Annotated in this window: 15 protein-coding genes; 10 read left to right on the top strand and 5 right to left on the bottom strand. The window is 66.9% G+C overall.

Annotation, left to right across the window (positions count from 1 at the left end; translation table 11 throughout):
- Positions 1–2: 2 nt before the first annotated feature.
- From cls to ACYVDN_RS08485, 3 genes are all read right to left on the bottom strand, one after another.
- A complete protein-coding gene (gene cls, locus ACYVDN_RS08495; RefSeq protein WP_460570356.1) occupies positions 3–1,478 on the bottom strand; it encodes a phospholipase D-like domain-containing protein in 1,476 nt (491 codons plus the stop codon).
- Entirely contained in the window at positions 1,475–2,680 is a 1,206-nt protein-coding gene (locus tag ACYVDN_RS08490; protein ID WP_460570354.1) for an AI-2E family transporter, read from the bottom strand. Before ACYVDN_RS08490 ends, cls begins: the two co-directional genes overlap by 4 nt.
- A 103-nt stretch (positions 2,681–2,783) precedes the next feature.
- Complete coding sequence (locus ACYVDN_RS08485) at positions 2,784–3,185, bottom strand: DUF7144 family membrane protein (RefSeq protein WP_460570352.1); 402 nt, start codon at positions 3,183–3,185, stop codon at positions 2,784–2,786.
- A 257-nt stretch (positions 3,186–3,442) separates the two neighbouring features.
- On the opposite strand from ACYVDN_RS08485, the gene ACYVDN_RS08480 reads away from it, so the two are divergent.
- The 6 genes from ACYVDN_RS08480 to ACYVDN_RS08455 all read left to right on the top strand — a co-directional run bounded on the left by ACYVDN_RS08480 (position 3,443) and on the right by ACYVDN_RS08455 (position 8,318).
- Positions 3,443–3,838, top strand: a complete 396-nt coding sequence (locus ACYVDN_RS08480; RefSeq protein WP_460570350.1) for an SHOCT domain-containing protein — start codon at positions 3,443–3,445, stop codon at positions 3,836–3,838.
- Positions 3,839–3,857: 19 nt separating this feature from the next.
- The gene (locus tag ACYVDN_RS08475; RefSeq protein WP_460570348.1) at positions 3,858–4,277 is read left to right on the top strand and encodes a DUF6325 family protein; all 420 of its coding nucleotides are present in this window, start codon (positions 3,858–3,860) and stop codon (positions 4,275–4,277) included.
- Between the two features lie 16 nt (positions 4,278–4,293).
- Positions 4,294–4,752: an SHOCT domain-containing protein gene (locus ACYVDN_RS08470; protein ID WP_460570346.1), complete on the top strand. Its 459-nt coding sequence runs from the start codon at positions 4,294–4,296 to the stop codon at positions 4,750–4,752.
- A gap of 77 nt (positions 4,753–4,829) precedes the next feature.
- The gene (locus ACYVDN_RS08465; RefSeq protein ID WP_460570344.1) at positions 4,830–7,184 is read left to right on the top strand and encodes an arylsulfatase; all 2,355 of its coding nucleotides are present in this window, start codon (positions 4,830–4,832) and stop codon (positions 7,182–7,184) included.
- 2 nt (positions 7,185–7,186) lie between these two features.
- Positions 7,187–7,843 carry a hypothetical protein gene (locus ACYVDN_RS08460; RefSeq protein WP_460570342.1) on the top strand — a complete coding sequence of 219 codons (657 nt, stop codon included), beginning with the start codon at positions 7,187–7,189 and terminating at the stop codon, positions 7,841–7,843.
- 133 nt (positions 7,844–7,976) lie between these two features.
- On the top strand, positions 7,977–8,318 hold the full coding sequence (locus ACYVDN_RS08455; RefSeq protein ID WP_460570341.1) for a carboxymuconolactone decarboxylase family protein: 342 nt from the start codon (positions 7,977–7,979) through the stop codon (positions 8,316–8,318).
- 8 nt (positions 8,319–8,326) lie between these two features.
- Here the strand turns inward: ACYVDN_RS08455 and ACYVDN_RS08450 are convergent, their stop codons facing one another.
- On the bottom strand, positions 8,327–10,573 hold the full coding sequence (locus ACYVDN_RS08450; protein WP_460570339.1) for a helix-turn-helix transcriptional regulator: 2,247 nt from the start codon (positions 10,571–10,573) through the stop codon (positions 8,327–8,329).
- A gap of 87 nt (positions 10,574–10,660) precedes the next feature.
- A complete protein-coding gene (locus ACYVDN_RS08445) occupies positions 10,661–12,904 on the bottom strand; it encodes an AAA family ATPase (protein WP_460570337.1) in 2,244 nt (747 codons plus the stop codon).
- Between the two features lie 198 nt (positions 12,905–13,102).
- Between ACYVDN_RS08445 and ACYVDN_RS08440 the strand changes: the two genes are divergently transcribed.
- The 4 genes from ACYVDN_RS08440 to ACYVDN_RS08425 all read left to right on the top strand — a co-directional run bounded on the left by ACYVDN_RS08440 (position 13,103) and on the right by ACYVDN_RS08425 (position 18,914).
- The gene (locus ACYVDN_RS08440; RefSeq protein ID WP_460572295.1) at positions 13,103–14,449 is read left to right on the top strand and encodes a pyridoxal phosphate-dependent decarboxylase family protein; all 1,347 of its coding nucleotides are present in this window, start codon (positions 13,103–13,105) and stop codon (positions 14,447–14,449) included.
- A gap of 108 nt (positions 14,450–14,557) precedes the next feature.
- On the top strand, positions 14,558–16,204 hold the full coding sequence (locus ACYVDN_RS08435; protein ID WP_460570335.1) for an ABC transporter substrate-binding protein: 1,647 nt from the start codon (positions 14,558–14,560) through the stop codon (positions 16,202–16,204).
- Positions 16,201–17,937 (top strand): ABC transporter ATP-binding protein, encoded by a 1,737-nt coding sequence (locus tag ACYVDN_RS08430; RefSeq protein ID WP_460570333.1) that lies wholly within the window; start codon positions 16,201–16,203, stop codon positions 17,935–17,937. The genes ACYVDN_RS08435 and ACYVDN_RS08430 overlap by 4 nt, the downstream gene beginning before the upstream one ends.
- On the top strand, positions 17,934–18,914 hold the full coding sequence (locus ACYVDN_RS08425) for an ABC transporter permease (protein ID WP_460570331.1): 981 nt from the start codon (positions 17,934–17,936) through the stop codon (positions 18,912–18,914). Before ACYVDN_RS08430 ends, ACYVDN_RS08425 begins: the two co-directional genes overlap by 4 nt.
- Positions 18,915–18,918 lie beyond the last annotated feature (4 nt).

The following is an 18,918-nucleotide window of genomic DNA, read 5'->3' as shown; positions in this document are numbered from 1 at the left end:
GCCTACTGCAGGGCCGACGTGAGGCGCGCGACCCCGTCGAAGAACGTTGCGGAGGCAGGCTCGTGCTGCCACTCATCGAGCGTGAGCTCGCGTGAAATGGCCCTGTAGTCCGCCTCGACCTGCCGCATGTCCGCCACGAAGCCCCTGCCACGCACCAACAGCGAGATCTCGAAGTTCAGGTTGAACGACCGGATGTCCATGTTGCTCGACCCGATCACGGCGACGTCGTCGTCGATCGTCAGGTGCTTCGCGTGCAGGATGTACGGCGCGGGGTATCTGAAGATGCGAACGCCTGCTCGGAGCAGGGCCCCGTAGTACGACCGCTGCGCGTGCCACACCGACCACTGGTCGCCGATCTCCGAGACGAAGAGCTGCACGTCGAGGCCGCGGAGCTTCGCGGAGGTGATCGCGTACATCATCGCCTCGTCCGGCACGAAGTACGGGCTCGTGATGATCACGCGCTCCTGTGCAGAGGCGACGAGGGCGAGGAACATGCGCAGGTTGTTCTCCTGCGCGTACGCGGGTCCGCTCGGAACGATCTGGCAGACCAGGTCACCCGATCCGGCCTCCGCTCGCACGTCCTCATCGGGGAGGTGCTCCTCCATGAGCAGGATCTCGTCGGTCTCCGCGTACCAGTCGGAGAGGAACACGGCGTTGATCGCAGGCACGACGGTGCCGGTCGCACGGGTGACGAGTTCCTGCCACTTGAGGCCGCGCTTGAGGTTCTTCTTGGAGTCGTAACTGCGGTCGATGAGGTTCTGCGAACCGGTGAACGCGACGCGCCCGTCCACGACGACCAGCTTGCGGTGGTTGCGCAGGTCTGGGCGCTGGTACTTGCCCTTGAACGGCTGCACGGGCAGCAGGTAGCGCCAGCTCACGCCAATGCGGTCCAGCTCGGCGATCGTCTCCTTGTGCACGGGCACCTTGGCCGACGAGATGTGGTCCATCAACAGCCTGACGGTGACGCCTCGCTGCACGGCTCGCTCCATCGCGGCGAAGAATCCGCGCGTGGTGTCATCGAGCGCCACGATGAAGAACTCGACGTGCACGAAGTGCTCTGCGAGATCGATGTCCGAGGCCATCCGGTCGATGGATGCCTGGTAGTCGCCGATCAGCTCGGCACGGCTTCCGTCCGACGCAGGCAAGGCGCCCAGCACGCGGTTCTGCTCCGTCGCCGTGGCGAACCACGTGGGCCAGGTCGAGGTGTCGACCGCCAGGCCGGAGCGTTCGGCGCCCTCCTCGATCATCCGGTTGATCTCCAGCTGCCGCTCCATGCGCTTCTTCGGCAGCTTCACGTTGCCGATGATCAGGAACAGCAGAATGCCGATGAACGGGATCAGGAAGATCGCGAGCAACCAGGCCATGGCGGCCGTGGGCTTGCGCTCCCGCGGCACGATGATGAGCGCCGCGATGCGGATCGCGAGATCCGCCAGGATCAGGAGTCCACCGATCAGGTTGGTGAGTTCGGAGCCGTTCACGAGGGGTCACCGGACGCAGCAGGGGTGCGGCGCTGGGCGCGGCGAGCTGCCCTTTGGGCCTTCTGCTCCGCGTCTGACGCGGACATGATGGCTCTCGTCTCGTCGAGCTCGCCGAGCAGCGGTCTGATCCACGACATCGAAGGATTGGTGTCGACGAGGATCAGGCGGACGAGAAGCGTGAGCGGGATCGCGAGGATCGCGCCGAGCGGGCCGAGGATGACGGCCCAGAAGAGCACGGAGAAGAACGTGATCGTCTGGCTGAGCGAGACGGCGTTTCCGACGACTCGCGGCTGGACAACCGACTGCACCCCGGCGTTCACGATGCCGTAGATGACGATGACGGCGATCACCGTGGGCCAACCGCCGACGAGCCCGCCGAACACGATCGGCGGGATGATCGCGATGAAGTAGCCGACGTTCGGGATGAAGCTGCAGAGGAACGACAGCAGCGCCCAGATGAAGGCACCGGGCACCTGCAGGATCAGCAGGGCGATCCAGTTCAGGAAGCCCTGCGCCAACCCGAGCAACGTCGTCACGACCATGTATCGCCGCACGCTGTGGGCGTAGTGGCCGATGGCGATGGTCAGGAGCGGGCGGCGTGGCTTCAGCTGTCGCAACAGCGTTTGCGAGAAGCCGGCATCCATCGCCATCAGGAGGAGCATCGTGAAGACGATGACTGCCCAGGTGATCCAGCCCGTCAGGCCTCCGACCAGGCCACCGACGAAACCGATCAGGGCGGACGGGTTGAAGCTGGAGCCGATCGCCTGGATCTGACTGGAGGTGATGCCGATCGAGCTCAGCCAGGAAGCGACCCCCTTGATCGCGGCCTCGATCTGCGGCTGGAACTGGGGGAGGAGCTGACCGAACTGACCGAAGGCGACGAGAATCGCGTAGCCGAAAGCGACAAGCAAGAGCATCACGGCGATGATGACCGAGCCCGTTGCAATGCCGCGCGAGACGCCGTGGCGCTCCAGCCACACACGGAGCGGATGGACGCAGATGGTGAGCACGAGAGCGAAGAACACCGGAGCAGCGATGCCCGCGATGGCGCCCAGTCCGAAGCACACCACGACTGCGCCACCCAGGCCGATCATGATGTAGGCGTTTCGGTGATCGGGGATCGGTTCGGCGGTGGCCTCATCGAACGAGTCGGAGGCCTCCTCCTTCGGTTTGGCACTCTTGTGCGATCGCTTCGGCCACATGTTCTCTCCAGTTTCGGAACGTGCCACGGTCAGGGTGAGGTGCGCGAACTCGACTGGCACCAGCTGGTGCCAGCCGAGTGAAGGGCTTCGCGTTGCCCGGTTGTCAGACCCTGCGTAGCTCGCGGCCGTGCACGGTCAGAGCGTAGATCACCACGATGTCGAGGGCCAAGATGATCAACGACCACCACGGCTGCACGGGGAGCAGGAACAGCTGCCCGATCGCGTTGAGGATGACCAGGATGATCGCGATGACGCGCGCCCAGGTCGCGCCGGCGAGCAGTGCGATCCCGACGAGCACCAGGAACAGCCCGATGATCAGGTGCCACCATCCCCAGCCGGAGATGTTGAAAAGGGCCAGCGAGCCGTCGGCCTTGAGGAAGTAGGCGCTGTCGGGCCCGACGATCGCGATGAGTCCGTAGATGGCGTCGAAGACGCCGGCAACGATGATCACGACGCCCGCGAACCAACCCCACCCGACCCAACCGGTCTCAGTGTTGTCACTCATATCGATACCCCTTCATCTCCGTCATGGGCTCGGCGTGCGCCGCGCCCTCGGTATCCGGCCGTCAACATAGCCGAGGCACAGGGCGGCGGCATCACACTCTCCGGATGAATCCAACGGGGCCACGAGGTACCCCCACCGGGTTCACGTGATCTGGGTGATGTGTGCGTCGCGAACGACTCGTAGTTTCGCTTCGAAAGGCGCTGACGTGCGCCCTTCAAGGGCGCCGACGTGTCGCGGGCCCTTCCGAAGTGAAACGAATGGGGCTGAGCCAAATGGGCTTTCTCGACTTCCTGGTGTGGTTCTTGTGGATCTGGCTCTTTGTCGTCTGCATCTGGGTCTTCATCTGGATCATCATCGACATCTTCCGCGACCACACTCTCAACGGCTGGGCGAAGGCCGGCTGGTTGATCCTGCTGCTGATCCTTCCCTTCATCGGCGCCCTGGTCTACCTGATCGCCCGCGGGCGCTCGATGGCAGAGCGTCAGGCCGCCGGAGCCCGTGCAGCTGTGACCGCGCAGGCCCAATACATCCGCGACGTCGCAGGCAGCTCGTCGCCGACCGACGAGATCGAGCGCGCGCAGGCTCTTCTCGCCGCCGGCACGATCACCCAGGCGGAGTTCGACTCGCTGAAGGCCAAGGCCCTCGCAGGCTGACGCGACGAGGAGGACGATGATGGAAGATCTCGAGTTCGGACCCGTCGAGTTCGTTCTCGCGGCCTTCGACGGTGACAAGCCGGATGCCGGTGTCATCGACGCCATCGCCGACCTTGTCGCTGCAGGCACGGTGCGTCTGATCGACCTGGTCTACGTCTCGCGAGACGAGAACGGCGGCATCCACTGGGCCGAGGTCGACGAGGCGGGCATCGAGCTCGGCTCGATCGAGCTGCCGGCGTCGGGTCTCGCGACGCACGAAGACGTCGAGGAGTTCGGAGGCGGGCTCGAGCCCGGAACCTCCGCACTGCTGCTGGCCGTCGAGTTCGTGTGGGCGAAGCACCTGGCGTCGCGGCTGGCGGCGGCGGGCGGCTACGTCGTGGCCTCTGCCCGTATTCCCGCACCGGTCGTCAACGCCGCAGTCGCCGGCATCGAGGCCTGATCAAGGAGGTCATGACATGCCATTGTTGGGACGAATGGGACGCCCAGGACTGCTCGGAATGGCCGCCCGCACTGCGGTGGTCGCCGGTACGGCGACCGCCGTCAGCGGCGGGGTGATGCGCCACCAGCAGAAGCGGGCCGAGGAGAAGTACGAGCAGCAGCAGTACGAGGCCGGGCAGGCGGCAGCCGCACAGCCTCAGTACGCGCAGCCTCAGTACGCACCTCAGCAGCAGTACGCCGCGCCCCAGCAGTATGGGCCGCCGCAGCAGTATGCCGCGCCGCAGCAGTACGCGCCGGTTCCGGAGCAGTACGCGGCGCCGCAGCAGCAATACGCGCCGGCTCCCGAGCAGGCGCCGGCACCGGCTCCGGTTCAGACCGACATGGTCACCGAGCTGGAGCGGCTGGCGAAGCTGAAAGAGCAGGGCGTGCTCACTGACGCCGAGTTCGGCGCAGCGAAGACGAAGCTGCTCGGCTGAAAGGCGACGAGCCCGGGCGCAACCGCCCGGGCTCGACCTTTCTCTGAGCATCGGCAACACAAGAGGAGATCTGATCGATGACCGACGACACTCGTAACTCCGTCGTGGGGGAGCCGCTTCCCCCGACTCGCACGCTTCCGTTCCCGCCGAAGCCCTCGGGCAGCTACGCGGGAAGGACCCTCGCGGAGTCCACCTACTCGCCGCTCCCCGCGCAGAAGCACCTGCGTGAGGGTGCGCCGAACGTGCTCGTCGTGCTCATCGACGACGCGGGCCCCGCACTCCCTGCGCCGCTCGGCGGCAAGGTGAACACCCCGACGCTGGATCGCATCCGCAACGGCGGAATCGGCTACAACCGGTTCCACACCACGGCGATGTGCTCGCCTACTCGGGCATCCCTCCTCACCGGCCGCAACCACCACCGCGTCGGCGCCGGTCAGATCGCCGAACTCGCGAACGACTGGGACGGCTACTCGGGTCACATCCCCAAGAGCAGCGCGACGATCGCAGAAGTGCTCGGTCAGTACGGCTACCGCACAGCCGCCTGGGGCAAGTGGCACAACACCCCGGCGGAGGAGACCACCAAGGCGGGCCCGTACGACAACTGGCCGACCGGCAACGGCTTCGACTACTTCTACGGGTTCCTCGCCGGCGAGGCATCGCAGTACGAGCCGAACCTGGTTCGCAATACCACCAGCGTTCTGCCGCCGAAGTCACCTGAGGAGGGTTACCACCTCAGCGAGGACATCGCGGACGACGCCATCTCGTGGCTCCGCGACCACAAGGCGCTTTCCCCCGACGAGCCCTTCTTCATGTACTGGGCGACCGGCGCCATCCACGGACCGCACCACATCATGAAGGAGTGGGCCGACAAGTACAAGGGCGTCTTCGACGACGGTTGGGACGTCTACCGCGAAGAGGCGCTCGCGGGCGCCAAGGCGGCCGGATGGGTGCCCGAAGACGCCGAGCTCACGCCTCGCCCGGAATCGCTTCAGGGCTGGGACGACATTCCCGACCACCAGAAGCCGTTCCAGGCGCGCCTCATGGAGGTGTGCGCCGGGTTCGGCGAGCACGCCGACGTGCAGGCAGGCCGTCTGATCGACGAGGTCGAGCGTCTCGGTTACCTCGACAACACGATCGTCATCTACATCTGGGGCGACAACGGGTCCTCGGGCGAGGGCCAGAACGGCACGATCAGCGAGCTTCTCGCGCAGAACATGATCCCGACCACGATCGACCAGCACATCGCGGTACTGGAGGAGCTGGGCGGCCTCGACGTGCTCGGCACGCCCGCGGTCGACAACCAGTACCACGCCGCATGGGCATGGGCCGGTTCGACTCCCTACCAGGGCATGAAGTTGATGGCGTCGCATCTCGGTGGCACACGCAATCCGATGTTCATCCAGTGGCCGGGGCACATCGAGCATGATCCTGAGCCGCGAACACAGTTCCACCATGTGATCGATGTGGCACCGACGATCTACGAAATCCTCGGCATCACGCACCCCGAGACCGTGAACGGCATCCACCAGGATCCGATCGACGGCACGAGTTTCGCCTACTCGATCGACGACAAGTCGGCCGCGGGACAGCACCGCGTGCAGTATTTCGAGGTGATGGCGAGCCGCTCGATCTACGAGGACGGCTGGATCGCCTCCACGACGGGACCGCGACTTCCGTGGGTGCCGGGAGTTCCTCCGGGGATCGCGACCTGGACGCCCGACCACGACAAATGGGAGCTCTACAACCTCGACCAGGACTGGAGCCAGGCCAACGACCTCGCCGCGGAGAATCCCGAGAAGCTCGCAGAGCTCAAGGAGCTCTTCGCGATCGAGGCCGCGAAGAACAAGGTGCTGCCGGTGGGCGGCGGCCTGTGGGTCGTGCCGTTCCACCCTGAGCTGCGCATCACCCCGCCGTACACCGAGTGGGAGATGTCGGGCGACACCAACCGTGTGCCCGAGTTCTGCGCACCGTCGCTCGGCAACAAGCCGAACGTCGTGACGATCGAGGCGAAGGTCGGCGAGAAGGCCAACGGCGTGCTCTACAAGCTGGGCGGCGCGGGCGGCGGTCTCACGGCGTTCGTCGAGGACGGAGTGCTCACCTACGAGTACAACCTGTTCGTCATCCAGCGCACCACGATCACGGCATCGGAGCCCCTGCCCGCTGGGGACGTCACGATCGAGATCGAGACGGAGTACATCGAGCCCCGACCGGGCGGGCCGCTCAGCGTCGTGCTGCGGGTGAACGGCAAGGAGGTCGGCTCCGGAACGGTGCCGGTCAGCGCTCCGCTTCTGTTCTCGGCGAATGACTGCCTCGACATCGGCCGCGCATACGGCGGTGCCGTCTCGCGGGCGTACGTCGACAAGATGCCGTTCGCGTTCGACGGTGAGATCGGCCGCGTGCACATCGCGTACAAGGTGCCGCAGAGCGCCTGAGCGTGACAGAAGAAGGACAAGAACCGAACGTCCCCGGTCCCGGCGAGTCCACTGCGGCCCGCTGGGACCGGGCGCGCGAGGTGTCGGTCGTCGTGCTGCTCGCGGTGACCGCCATCCTCACGGCGTGGTGCGGCTTCGAGGCCTCCAAGTGGGGTGGCGAGATGTCGATCCACTTCAGCCAGGCGTCCGCAGCGCGTATCGAGGCATCCAATCTCGACGGCAAGGCACGCGACACCAAGGCGGTGGATGTCAGCATCTACGAGCTCTGGCTGCAGGCGCGCGCGACGGGGAACGCCTCCATGGAGGCGTACGTCGCGCAGCGCTTCACCCCTCAGCTGAAGGTCGCGTTCGCCGACTGGGAGGCGAACGGGCAGGTGCTGAACTCGCCGTTCGCCGAACCGTCGTACGTCGCGCCCGGCACGAAAGAGGCAGAGGCGGCGAGCAAGCGCGCGGACCAGCTCTCTGATGACGCGCTCACCAGCAATCGTCACGGGGACAACTACTCCCTGCTCACGGTGCTGTTCGCCCTCGTGCTCTTCTTCGCAGCGGTCTCCGATCGCAGCCCGGTGAGTTGGGGGCGTTGGGCGCTGCTGGGGCTAGGTCTCGTCGCGGCACTGGCGGGAGTCGTGCTTCTCGCAACCTTCCCGATCCTCGTCTGACACTCAGCACGCTCATCCAGCCGGCTCACGGCCGACTAGCCGCCGAGTCACGCGATCTGCATGGTGTCATCCGCCGGGATCCACGATCGAATAGTGCATGTGATGAGTCGGATCCTTCAGCGGAGGTTGCGAGATGAGCGCCATTGAAGTGGACGCCGTCGAACTGCTCAGGCGGTTCTGCATCGACGACCCGAGTGTGTCGGGCGAACGCCAGAGGATTCGTGCAGGGGTGCTCGATGAACGCACCGTCGCGTTGGTTCGACTCGGCGCACTGATCGCGGTCGCAGCCCCGTCGGCGTCGATGGGCGCCGCAGTGGACGACGCGGTGTCGGCCGGGGTGTCGGCGGAGGAGATCGTCGACGTGCTCACACGTCTGACGACCGTGGTCGGCTCACCGAGGGTCGTCGCAGCAGCACCTCGTATCGCGATGGCGCTCGGCTACGACGATGAGCTGGTGGACGTCATCGACGTCTAGGGCCCGGACTAGCGACCCAGCAGTCCGAGTTCGATCGCGCGCTCCACGGCGGCGCCCCGGGTGGTGACCGAGAGCTTGCGGTAGATCGAGCCGACCTGCGAGCTCACGGTGTTGCGCGAGACGTAGAGCCGCTGGCCGATCGCGGCGATCGTGAGGTGGGTCTGCAGATAAGGCAGAAGACGAAGCTCGGCGGGGGTGAGCGGAACGGCACCGGTCGCTGTCGGACCCAGAGCCAGGTTCGCGCGGAACTCCTCGACTTGCGTCGAGAGCGCACCGAGGTCTCCGCGCCTGCGCTGGATCTCATCGATCTCCCGCAGCAGATGCCACGCGGCGGTGAGCTCTCCGATCGCGACGTGCGCCATGGCGAGCTGCAAGCGCACCCTGGTCGCCAGCCAAGGGATCAGGTAGGTGGCGCCGACCCTGGCACGCATGGCACGGGCGAGCAGCTGGTCTCCGAGGCGACGGTCATCGTTGTGGAAGGCCACTCGTGCCGCGACGGCCAGGGCAAGGGCGGTGGTGGGATAACCCTCCATGTGATTGCTGTCGACGTACTCGACTCCGCGAGTGGCGTGCGCTGTCGCTTCCCTCCATCGGCCCGCATCGATTGCAAGCAGCGCGAGTTCGGGCTCGGAAAGTATGTTCGTGTCCGGATTGCTCATCACGTCGGCGAGTGCGATCGCCTCGGTGAACGCCTTCTCGGCAGTGTTCGTGTCTCCCTTGAGCAGGCAGGCAGCTCCCCAGAGGTAGATCGCCTGATCGCGCCACATGCTTTCCGCGGGCTCGTGCTCGAAAGCGAACGCCGCGTCGCCCGCGACGTGCTCGTAGCCGTGCTCGCACATGCCTGCACGGACCATGGCGCGGGCCGAGCCGAAGAGGAGTCGCTCTTCCTCGTCCTCGATGCTGTCGGCATCGAGGAAGTTGAGGAAGCGCGCCCATCGCTCTCCCTCGACGATGTTGCCGAACAGCACCGTCATCCAGCACATCTCGACGACCAGGGGCCAGTTTCGCCGCACGACGTCCGTGCCGAGGGTCGCGAGCCAGCGATCCACCGTCGCTGCCTGCCCTCGCTGGAACATCGGAAGCGCGATCTCGGCAACCAGGAGTCCGGCGCGATCAAGGTCACCGGCATGAAGGAGGTGCTCGACGGCCTGAGGCGCCGCTCCCTTGTGCTCGTGCCACGCTGCGGCCCGCCTGTGCAGTTCGGCAACCGCCTCGGCGCCCTCCACTCGTTCGAGCTCCGACTGGAGGAACTCGCGGAAGAGGGCGTGAAAGCGGTACCAGGTGCGCTCTCTGTCAAGAGGAACGAGAAAGAGGTTCGCCGCCTCGAGATCGTGGAGAAGGCCGCGCGACCTCGATATCTCCAACACAGCATTGCAGGCTGACGGTGTGAACTGATCGAGGACGGAGGTGCGCCTCAGGAAGGACTGCGTCTCGTCCGGCAGGAGATTCATGCACTCGCGGTAGAGGTAGTCGGCGAGGTAGCGGTCATGTCCCGTCGGGGCGACCGCGTCACCTCCCGCGCCGAGCACCAGAGCGCTCAGGTAGAGCCCGGCGGGCCATCCCTCGCATCGCTCGATAATCGTGTCGAGGTCGGCGTCGTCGACAGCTGTCGCGCCGGCCTGCTCGAAGACGGACCTCGCACCTGCGTGATCCAGACGCAGGTCCTCTGGGCCGATCTCCTGAACAGCGCCCATGGCTCGCAGCCGAGCGAGCAACGAATGATCGTGCCGGCTTGCCATGACGATCTGCGACCCGGGAGGAACCGCGGCGAGCAGCACCTCGATCGCATCTTGACAGCCGTCGGAGTCTGCCCAGTGCAGGTCGTCGATGAAGAGCACGAACGAGAGCGGGGCGGTGGAGAGGGCAGCGGCCAGCAGCGGCGCGGAGCGTGCCAGGCTCGCCGAGCCGTTGCTGCGCACCTCGGCGGCCACGATCGCCGCCTCTGGGGCAAAGGGGATGGACGCGGTGGCGATCACGGACAGGAGCGCGCCAGGGTCGTCATCCGTGCGGTCGAGAGAGGCCCACCCGACGGTGCGTGTCTCTGCGCCCGCCCACTCGGCCAGCATGGTCGACTTGCCGTAGCCCGCCGGTGCCGTCACGGTGACCACACCTGCGCTGCTCTCCCGTGCTCGATCGATGACCGAGCGTCGGCTCACCGACCCGTGCCGCCACTGCGGGGTGCTGGTCTTGCCTTCGAGCAGAACCGATTGCAGATCGCGTCGTGTCGGTGCCACAAGCCCCGTTGTTTCCCCCACGAGCGGTCATTTTATGAGGGCTCTTCAACACGTAGGCAAATCCCTGAGGGTCGAGAAGGAACACTGACCCGAAAGGGGGGTGGCGCGCTATCGGCCCAGGAGACCGATCTCTGTCGCGCGTTCGACGGCGGCAGCTCGAGTCGTCACCGAGAGCTTGCGGTAGATGGATCCGACCTGCGAGCTCACGGTGTTGCGCGAGACGAAGAGCCGCTGACCGATCTCTGCGATCGTCAGATGCGTCTGCAGATACGGCAGCAGGCGCAGCTCGGCCGGGGTCAGGGGCACGGAACCGGTCGACACCGGTTCGAGCGCGAGGCTGGCGCGGAACTCTTCGACCTGCGTCGCGAGCGCGCCTACGTCGCCGCGCTGCCGGAGGAGCTCGTCGATCTCGCGCACGAGGTGCCAGGCGGCGCTGCGGTCCCCGATGGCGACGTGCGCCTTCGCGAGCTCCAGTCGCGATCGGATCGAGTACCCCGGAAAGAGATAGGTGCAGCCGGCGCGGGCGCGCATGCCCCGTGCGAGGAACTGGTCGCCCCGCCTGCGGTCGCCTTCGCGGAAGGCGAGGCGGGCTGCGACCGCCAGGGCGAGGGCTGTCGTGGGGTAGCCCTCGGTGTGGGTGCTGGCGATGCGCTCGATTCCCCAGGCCGAGTACCGCGCGGCCGTGTCCCAGCGGCCCGCTTCGATCGCGAGGAGGGCGAGCTCGGGACCGCTGACGATCACATTGTCGTAGTTGCCGATCCTCTCGGCGGTCGCGATGGAGTCCTCGAAGCCCTTTCGCGCGGTCTCCACGTCTCCGGTCAGAAGACACGCGGATGCCCAGAGGTAGATCGCCTGGGAGCGCCACCCGCTGTCGGCCGGCTCGTTCTCGTAGGCGTATGTCGCGTCATCCAGAGCCTGCAGATGACCATGCTCTACAAGGGACGCGCGGATCATCGCGCGGTTGGACGTGAAGTAGACCCGTTCTCCCTCATCGAGAGTGGCCGGGTCGACCGCGCGCAGGAACGGCGCCCATCGTGTGCCGACCGCGACCTCGCCGAAGAGGATCGCCAGCCACATCATCGACACGATGAGAGGCCAGTTGCCCTGCAACACCGTGTCGCCCAACTGCGAGAGCCACCGGCGGATGGTCGCGATCTGGCCCCGTTGGTAGAGGGACGGCGCGATCCGGGCGACCAGCACGCCCGCCTCCTGCAGGTCGCCGGCGAGCAGAAGGTGGTCGACTGCGCGAGCCGGGGCACCGTTGCTCTGGTGCCACGCGGCAGCGCGGCGATGCAGCTGGGCGGAGGACTCCGCCCCCTCCACCCGCTCCAGCTCGGCGAGCAGGAACTCGCGGAACAGCGCGTGGTACCGGTACCAGGTGCGGTCGCGGTCCAGCGGAATGAGAAAGAGGTTCGCGGCCTCCAGCTCCTGAAGCTCGGCCTGCGACGTCGACGTTTCGAGCACGGCGTTGCACGCGGCCGCCGAGAACTCGTCGAGCACGGCACTCCGCCTCAGGAAGGTCTGCGTCTCTTCGGGCAGACGACGGATGCACTCGCTGTAGAGGTAGTCGGCCAGGTAGCGGTCGTGGCCCGTCAGCGCGGTCGCGTCGCCTCCGCTCCGCGATACTAGAGCGCTGAGGTAGAGGCCCGTCGGCCATCCCTCGCATCGATCGACGATCGTGTCGAGGTCGGAGTCGGCCACCGTCGCGGCGCCGACCTGTTCGAAGATCGACCGTGCTGCGGCGTGGTCGAGGCGCAGATCGTCGGGACCGATCTCGAGCACAGCGCCCGTCGCCCGCAGACCGGCGAGCCACCGGTGGTCGCGACGGCTGGCGAACACGATCTGAGACTCGGAGGGGATGGCCGCGAGCAGCACTTCGATCGCGTCCTGGCAGTCGTCGGAGTCTGCCCAGTGCAGATCGTCGATGAACAGCACGAAGGCAGACGGGGCGGATGACAAAGCAGCAGCGAGGAGGGGAGCGGCGCGATCGAGCGTTGTCGCTCCTCCGCTGCGCATGTCTTGGACGATGCTTTCGGTAGCAGGGCTGAATCCGATCGACGCGGTCCCGATCACGGAGAGGAGCGCCGCGGGGTCGTCATCCGTACGGTCGAGCGACACCCAGCCGACCTGCCTGCTCTCGAGCCCTGCCCACTCGGTGAGCATGGTCGACTTGCCGTACCCGGCGGGAGCCGTGACCGTGACGACGCTCGCTCCGCTTCGCCGCGCCCGGTCGATGATCGGGCGGCGACTGACGGATCCCGCTCGGTGCTCAGGCGTGCGGGTCTTGCCTTCGAGGAGTACCGACTGCAGGTCACGCGGCGTCGGCGTCACGTCGACCGCAGCTTCCCCCACGGACGGAATTGTAGAGGAGCGTGCCGAACACCGATAATCGTGCACCAGTCGGCGCGGACACGGCCTGGCCGCCTCCCGCCCGCGTGTGAGAGGCTCGAATGCCGCGTCGACGACGCCGCGGAGCCGGGGCGCTGTCGCCCGGGCCCACGAAGAGGGAGTGGTGCAGTGGCACAGGACGATCGGGTGCATGGCGATCGGATGCACGCCGTCTCGACAGAGACCGAAGTGCTCGTCGACCAGGTGCTGGACTACGCGCGGCAGCGCATCCTCTCCGTCGACACCCCGCTCGACAAGACGTACACCGAGGCCGAGCTGTCGCAGATGGCCGGACGCTCCGTGCTGGAGCAGGGGATCGGCGCCGAACGTGCGCTCACCGTGTTCGCGGAGGTGCTCGCCCCCGCTTGCATCACGACCGACCACCCGAACTATCTCGCGTTCATCCCGACGGCTCCGACGAAGGCGGCGACAGCGTTCGACCTGGTCGTCTCGGCCAGCGCAGTCTATGGCGGATCGTGGCTGGAAGGCTCAGGGGCGGTCTACGCCGAGAACGAGGTGCTGTCGTTCCTGGCTGCGGAGTTCGGGCTGCCGGAAGGCGCAGGCGGCGTCTTCGTGCAGGGCGGAACGCTGGGCAACCTCTCCGCACTCGTGGCAGCGCGGGAGCACGCGCGCAGGGAGCGCGGCACGCCGACGTCTCGATGGGCTGTCGTGTGCAGCGCGGAGGCGCACTCGTCGATCGCGTCGGCCGCACGTGTGATGGACGTGGACGTGATCGCTGTCGACGCGGGGGAGCGCGGCGTGCTCACCGGCGACGCGGTTCGGCCGGCGCTCGAAGCCCGTGGCGGGGATGTCTTCGCCGTGGTCGCTACTGCCGGGTCGACGAACTTCGGCATCGTCGACGACCTGGCGTCTATCGCGGGGCTGAAGCAGGAGCATCCGTTCTGGCTGCACATCGACGGTGCATACGGACTGGCAGGCATGCTCTCGCCCGAAGCGCGCCCGCTCTTCGCCGGGGTCGAGCAGGCCGACTCGGTCATCGTCGACCCGCACAAGTGGCTGTTCGCTCCGTTCGACGCCTGCGCCCTGATCTACCGCGACCCGGAGAGCGGACGCCGGGCGCACACCCAGCACGCCGAATATCTCGACACGCTGACCGAGGCGACGGAGTGGAGTCCATCGGATTACGCGGTGCACCTCACCCGCAGGGCCCGGGGGCTGCCGCTCTGGTTCTCCCTGGCCACGCACGGCGCCGCCGCCTATCGGGATGCCGTGACGACGTCGCTCAGACTGGCGAGGCGGATCGCGGCCGAGATCGAGTCGCGCGACGGGTTCCGGCTGGTGCGTCATCCGCAGCTCTCGATCGTGGTCTTCGAGCGAGAAGGCTGGGACAAGGTGGACTACGCCGCGTGGTCGGCCCGGCTTCTCGACGAGCAACGTGCCTTCGTCACGCCCAGTTCACACGCCGGTCGGCCGAACACGCGGTTCGCGCTGCTCAACCCCCGAACGACGTTCGAGTCGCTTGTGGGCATCCTGGACACCATGTCGTGAGGGAATAACCGCATGCGTGCGTGCGTAATTTTCTGCGTGGGCGAACTCTGACGCCATATTGCGTCATGTGATTTCACGCTTCGATAGCGCCCGCAGAGACTGGAAACCATGCGAAGAATCTCCACCGCGGCCGTCGTCGTGGTCGCCGCGGCACTCGTGCTCACGGGTTGCTCGTCACAGAACGCGAAGTCGTCGGCTCAGACCGGCGGAACGCTGACCATCCTGACGCCCCAGAGCACCGTTCCGCTCGACCCGGCATCCAGCCAGAACCTGGCGACGACGAGCCTCAGCCTGCTCGACCGCCGTCTGACCACCTGGGAGGTGCAGCCGGGCAAGGACGCGAAGGTCGTTCCCGACTTGGCGACGAACACGGGAGTCGTCAGCGATGACGGCAAGACCTGGACGTACACGCTCAAGTCGGGCCTCAAGTTCTCCGACGGCACGCCCATCACGAGCGCTGACGTGAAGTACGGCGTCGAGCGGTCCTTCAGCAACCAGCTCACGGGTGGCCTGAGCTACCACAAGACCCTTCTCGTCGGCGGCGACTCGTACCAGGGCCCGTTCACCGGGCAGCAGCTGGCCTCGATTGCGACGCCGGATGACAAGACCATCGTCTTCCACCTCGACAAGTCGTTCGGCGACTGGCCGTGGATCGCCTCCATGCCGGCCTTCACGCCGGTCGAGCAGTCCAACGGCAACCCCGCAACGTACGCGAAGGCTCCGATCACCACGGGGCCGTACAAGGTCGAGTCCATCAAGGACGGCACCTCGCTGACCCTGGTGCGCAACAAGTACTGGAGCTCGAAGACCGACTCGGTGCGCACCGCGACCGCCGACAAGGTCGTGTTCCAGGAGGGCCAGAACCAGAGCACCGCTGTTCAGAACCTGATCAGCGACACCGGGCAGTACAAGGACGCCTTCGGCGCGCAGTATCTCGGGGCATCCGACCTCGCGTCCGTCAACGGCAACTCGACGGCAAAGCAGCGCGTCGCGACGTCGGCGGCCGGACCGATCCAGTATCTCACGATGAACACGCAGCGCGGCGAACTGAAGAACCTCAAGGTGCGCCAGGCTCTGGAGTACGCCGTCGACAAGCAGTCGTACCTGGTGGCATCCGGTGGCGCTCAGGCCGGCACCCTTGCGACGACCCTCATCACCCCGGGCATCGCCGGACGCGTGAACTACGACCTGTACCCGGCCAAGGCGAGCGGTGACGTGTCGAAGGCGAAGAGCCTGCTCTCCGCTGCGGGCGTCAGCTCGTTGAACCTCACGCTGCTCACGCAGAACGACGCCGCGTCGCTCGCTCAGGCGCAGGCGATCCAGGAGGGCCTGAAGCGCGTCGGCATCGCAGTCACGCTCAAGCCCGAGGATGTCGACTCGTTCTACACCGACGTCGCGGTGAGCAACCCTACCTTCGACCTGGCGCTGATGAGCTGGCAGCCGGACTTCCCGTCGGCCAACTCGAACATCTCGCCGCTCTTCGACTCGAGCCAGATCGGCAACGGCAACTACAACGTGTCGCAATACTCGAACCCGTCCGTCGACGCGGCGATCGCCGCAGCGCAGGCCGAGGTCGACCCCAAGAAGGCCCAGTCCGACTGGGCGGCGATCGACAAGCAGATCATGGCGGATGCCCCGATCGTGCCGCTGATCTACGCCAAGCAGTCGTTCCTTCGCGGGTCCGGCGTCGGCAACTTCTTCATCCCGTCGTTCCCGGCTTACCCGGACTACATGACGCTGACGCTGCAGAAGTGACCTCGCTCCGAGAACCGGCCCCTCGCGAGCCGGTGCTGAGCGTACGGGATCTGTCGATCTCGTTTCCGCAGCACGACGAAGCCGGCCTGGTCGTCGACCGGGCCGGCTTCGACCTGTACTCCGGACAGGTGCTCGCCCTCGTCGGCGAGTCGGGGTCGGGCAAGTCGGTGACCGCGATGAGCGTGCTCGGGCTGCTTCCCGACACGGCGACGGTGACCGGCAGCATCCGCCTGAACGGCAACGAGCTGATCGGCGCCCCGCGTGCCGAGCTGCGAGAGGTTCGCGGCGGGATGATCGGCACGGTGTTCCAGGAGCCGATGAGCGCCTTCGACCCGGTGTACCCGATCGGTCGTCAGATCGCCGAGGCGATCACCGTTCACCGGCCGATCCGCGCCAAGTCGGAGTTGCGGGGCCGCGTCGAAGAGCTGCTCGCCTCCGTCGGCCTGCAGGATCCCCGTCGCATCGCCGCTTCGTACCCGCACGAGCTCTCCGGCGGCCAGTTGCAGCGCGCCATGATCGCGATGGCGATCAGCTGCGACCCCGTGGCGATCATCGCCGACGAGCCGACGACCGCGCTGGACGTCACGGTGCAGGCGGGCATCCTCGATCTGCTGCGCTCGCTGCGCGACTCCCGAGATGCGGCCATTCTGCTCATCACCCATGACATGGGTGTGGTCGCAGACCTCGCCGACGACGTGCTCGTCATGCGTGCGGGCAAGGTGGTCGAACACGGCGAGGTCGACGCTGTCTTCGCGGCCCCGACCTCGGACTACACCAAGCGACTGCTCGCCGCAGTTCCGACCCTTGCGGATCTCGACGTGGCGGCATTCACCGAGCAGATCTCCGCCATGGATGACTCGGGGCCGGCGGCAGAGCTTGCCGAGCCACCGCTCGTCGACGCCGAGGCCGTGCCGGATGCCGCAGCGATGCTCGAGGACGTGTCGGTCGTCTTCCATCGCCGTGGTGTCGCCGTGCGGGCCGTCGACGGCGTGAGCTTCGCGATTCCGCGCGGAGAGGTCGTCGGGCTCGTCGGCGAATCCGGTTCGGGAAAGTCCACGATCGGGCGTGCGCTCGCCGGGCTGGTGCCGATCGCGGGAGGACGTGCGACGGTGGCAGGGGTGCAGCTGACCGGCGCGTCGCGCAGGCTGAGGCGCGACATCCGCAGTCGCATCGGGTACGTGTTCCAGGACCCGGCGTCGTCGCTCAACCCGCGCAACACCGTCGGAGACAGTGTCGCGGAACCGCTCAGGCTGCATACCTCGATGTCGCGGGCGCAACGTCGCGACAGGGTGCGCGAGCTGCTTCTGCAGGTGAGCCTTCCGATCGACTTCGCCGAGCGCTACCCTCACGAGCTCTCCGGCGGACAGCGTCAGCGTGTGGCCATCGCGCGGGCGCTCGCACTCGAACCGCGGCTGCTCATCGCGGATGAACCGACGAGCGCGCTTGACGTGTCGGTACAGGCATCCGTTCTGGATCTTCTGCAGGATCTGCAGCGCAGACTCGGCTTCGCGTGCCTCTTCATCAGCCACGACCTCGCCGTCGTGCGCCGCCTTGCCGACTCGGTCGTGGTGCTGCGCGACGGCCGCGTCGTAGAGCGGGGGGATGCCGCGAGCGTGCTCGCCTCGCCGGTCGACCCGTACACCAAGCGGCTGCTCGCAGCAGCCCCGGTCGCCGATCCGGGTGCCCAGACCGCCCGGCGTGAGGCGTGGCGGCTGCTGGAGGAGAGCGCATGAACGTCTGGAATCATCTGCGCAGGGATCGTTGGGCGCTCACCGGCATCATCGTCGTTCTGGTGTTCGTGCTCGCCGCGATCTTCGCCCCTCTGATCACCGGCATCAACGGTCAGAATCCCTACAGCTACCACCTGTCGGCGCTCGACGCGAACGGTTCGCCGAAGGGATTCGGCGGCGGCATCTCGTGGGAGCACTGGTTCGGCGTCGAACCGCTTACCGGCCGCGACCTGTTCTCGATCGTCGTCTACGGCGGTCGGCTCTCGATCACCGTCGGCGTGCTCGCGACCCTCATCGCGGTGAGCATCGGCGTGCTGGTCGGACTCACCGCCGGCTACCTCGGCGGCTGGTATGACCGCATCGTGAGCCGCATCGTCGACGTCATGCTCGGCTTTCCGAGCCTCATCTTCATGATCTCGCTCACGGCGATCGTCGCCGCATCGTTCCCCCGCCCCGTGCTCATGGTGCTGATCATCGGCTTCTTCGGTTGGCCGGCGGTCGCCAGGGTCGTGCGCGGCCAGGTGCTCTCGCTGCGACAGCGCACCTATGTGGTCGCGTCGCAGGCGATGGGTGCAGGGTCGGCGCACGTGCTCTGGCGGCAGCTCCTGCCCAATGTCGGGTCGACGATCATCGTGTATGCGACGATCCTCATCCCGACCATGATCGGCACCGAGGCCGCTCTGTCGTTCCTCGGTGTCGGCGTTCCGCCGCCCACGCCGTCGTGGGGTCGCACGATCGGCAACGCCGTCGGGTGGTTCTCGACGGATCCCGCCTACCTGCTGTTCCCCGGAGGCGCGCTCGTGCTGATCACGCTCGGCTTCAACGCCTTCGGCGACGGGCTCCGAGATGCCCTCGACCCGCGTGTGAACCGCCGGAGGTCGCGTCGGGGGAGGCAGGATGCCGCGGCGCGTTCGGCCGCGACCGTCACGATTGCGGGCGAGGAGCATCCGCCCACCCAGAGCCCGGAGGTCGCCGGCTGATGCG

The sequence above is a fragment of the Humibacter soli genome (assembly GCF_054779035.1).
This window is presented reverse-complemented; position numbering and strand designations above follow the sequence as displayed.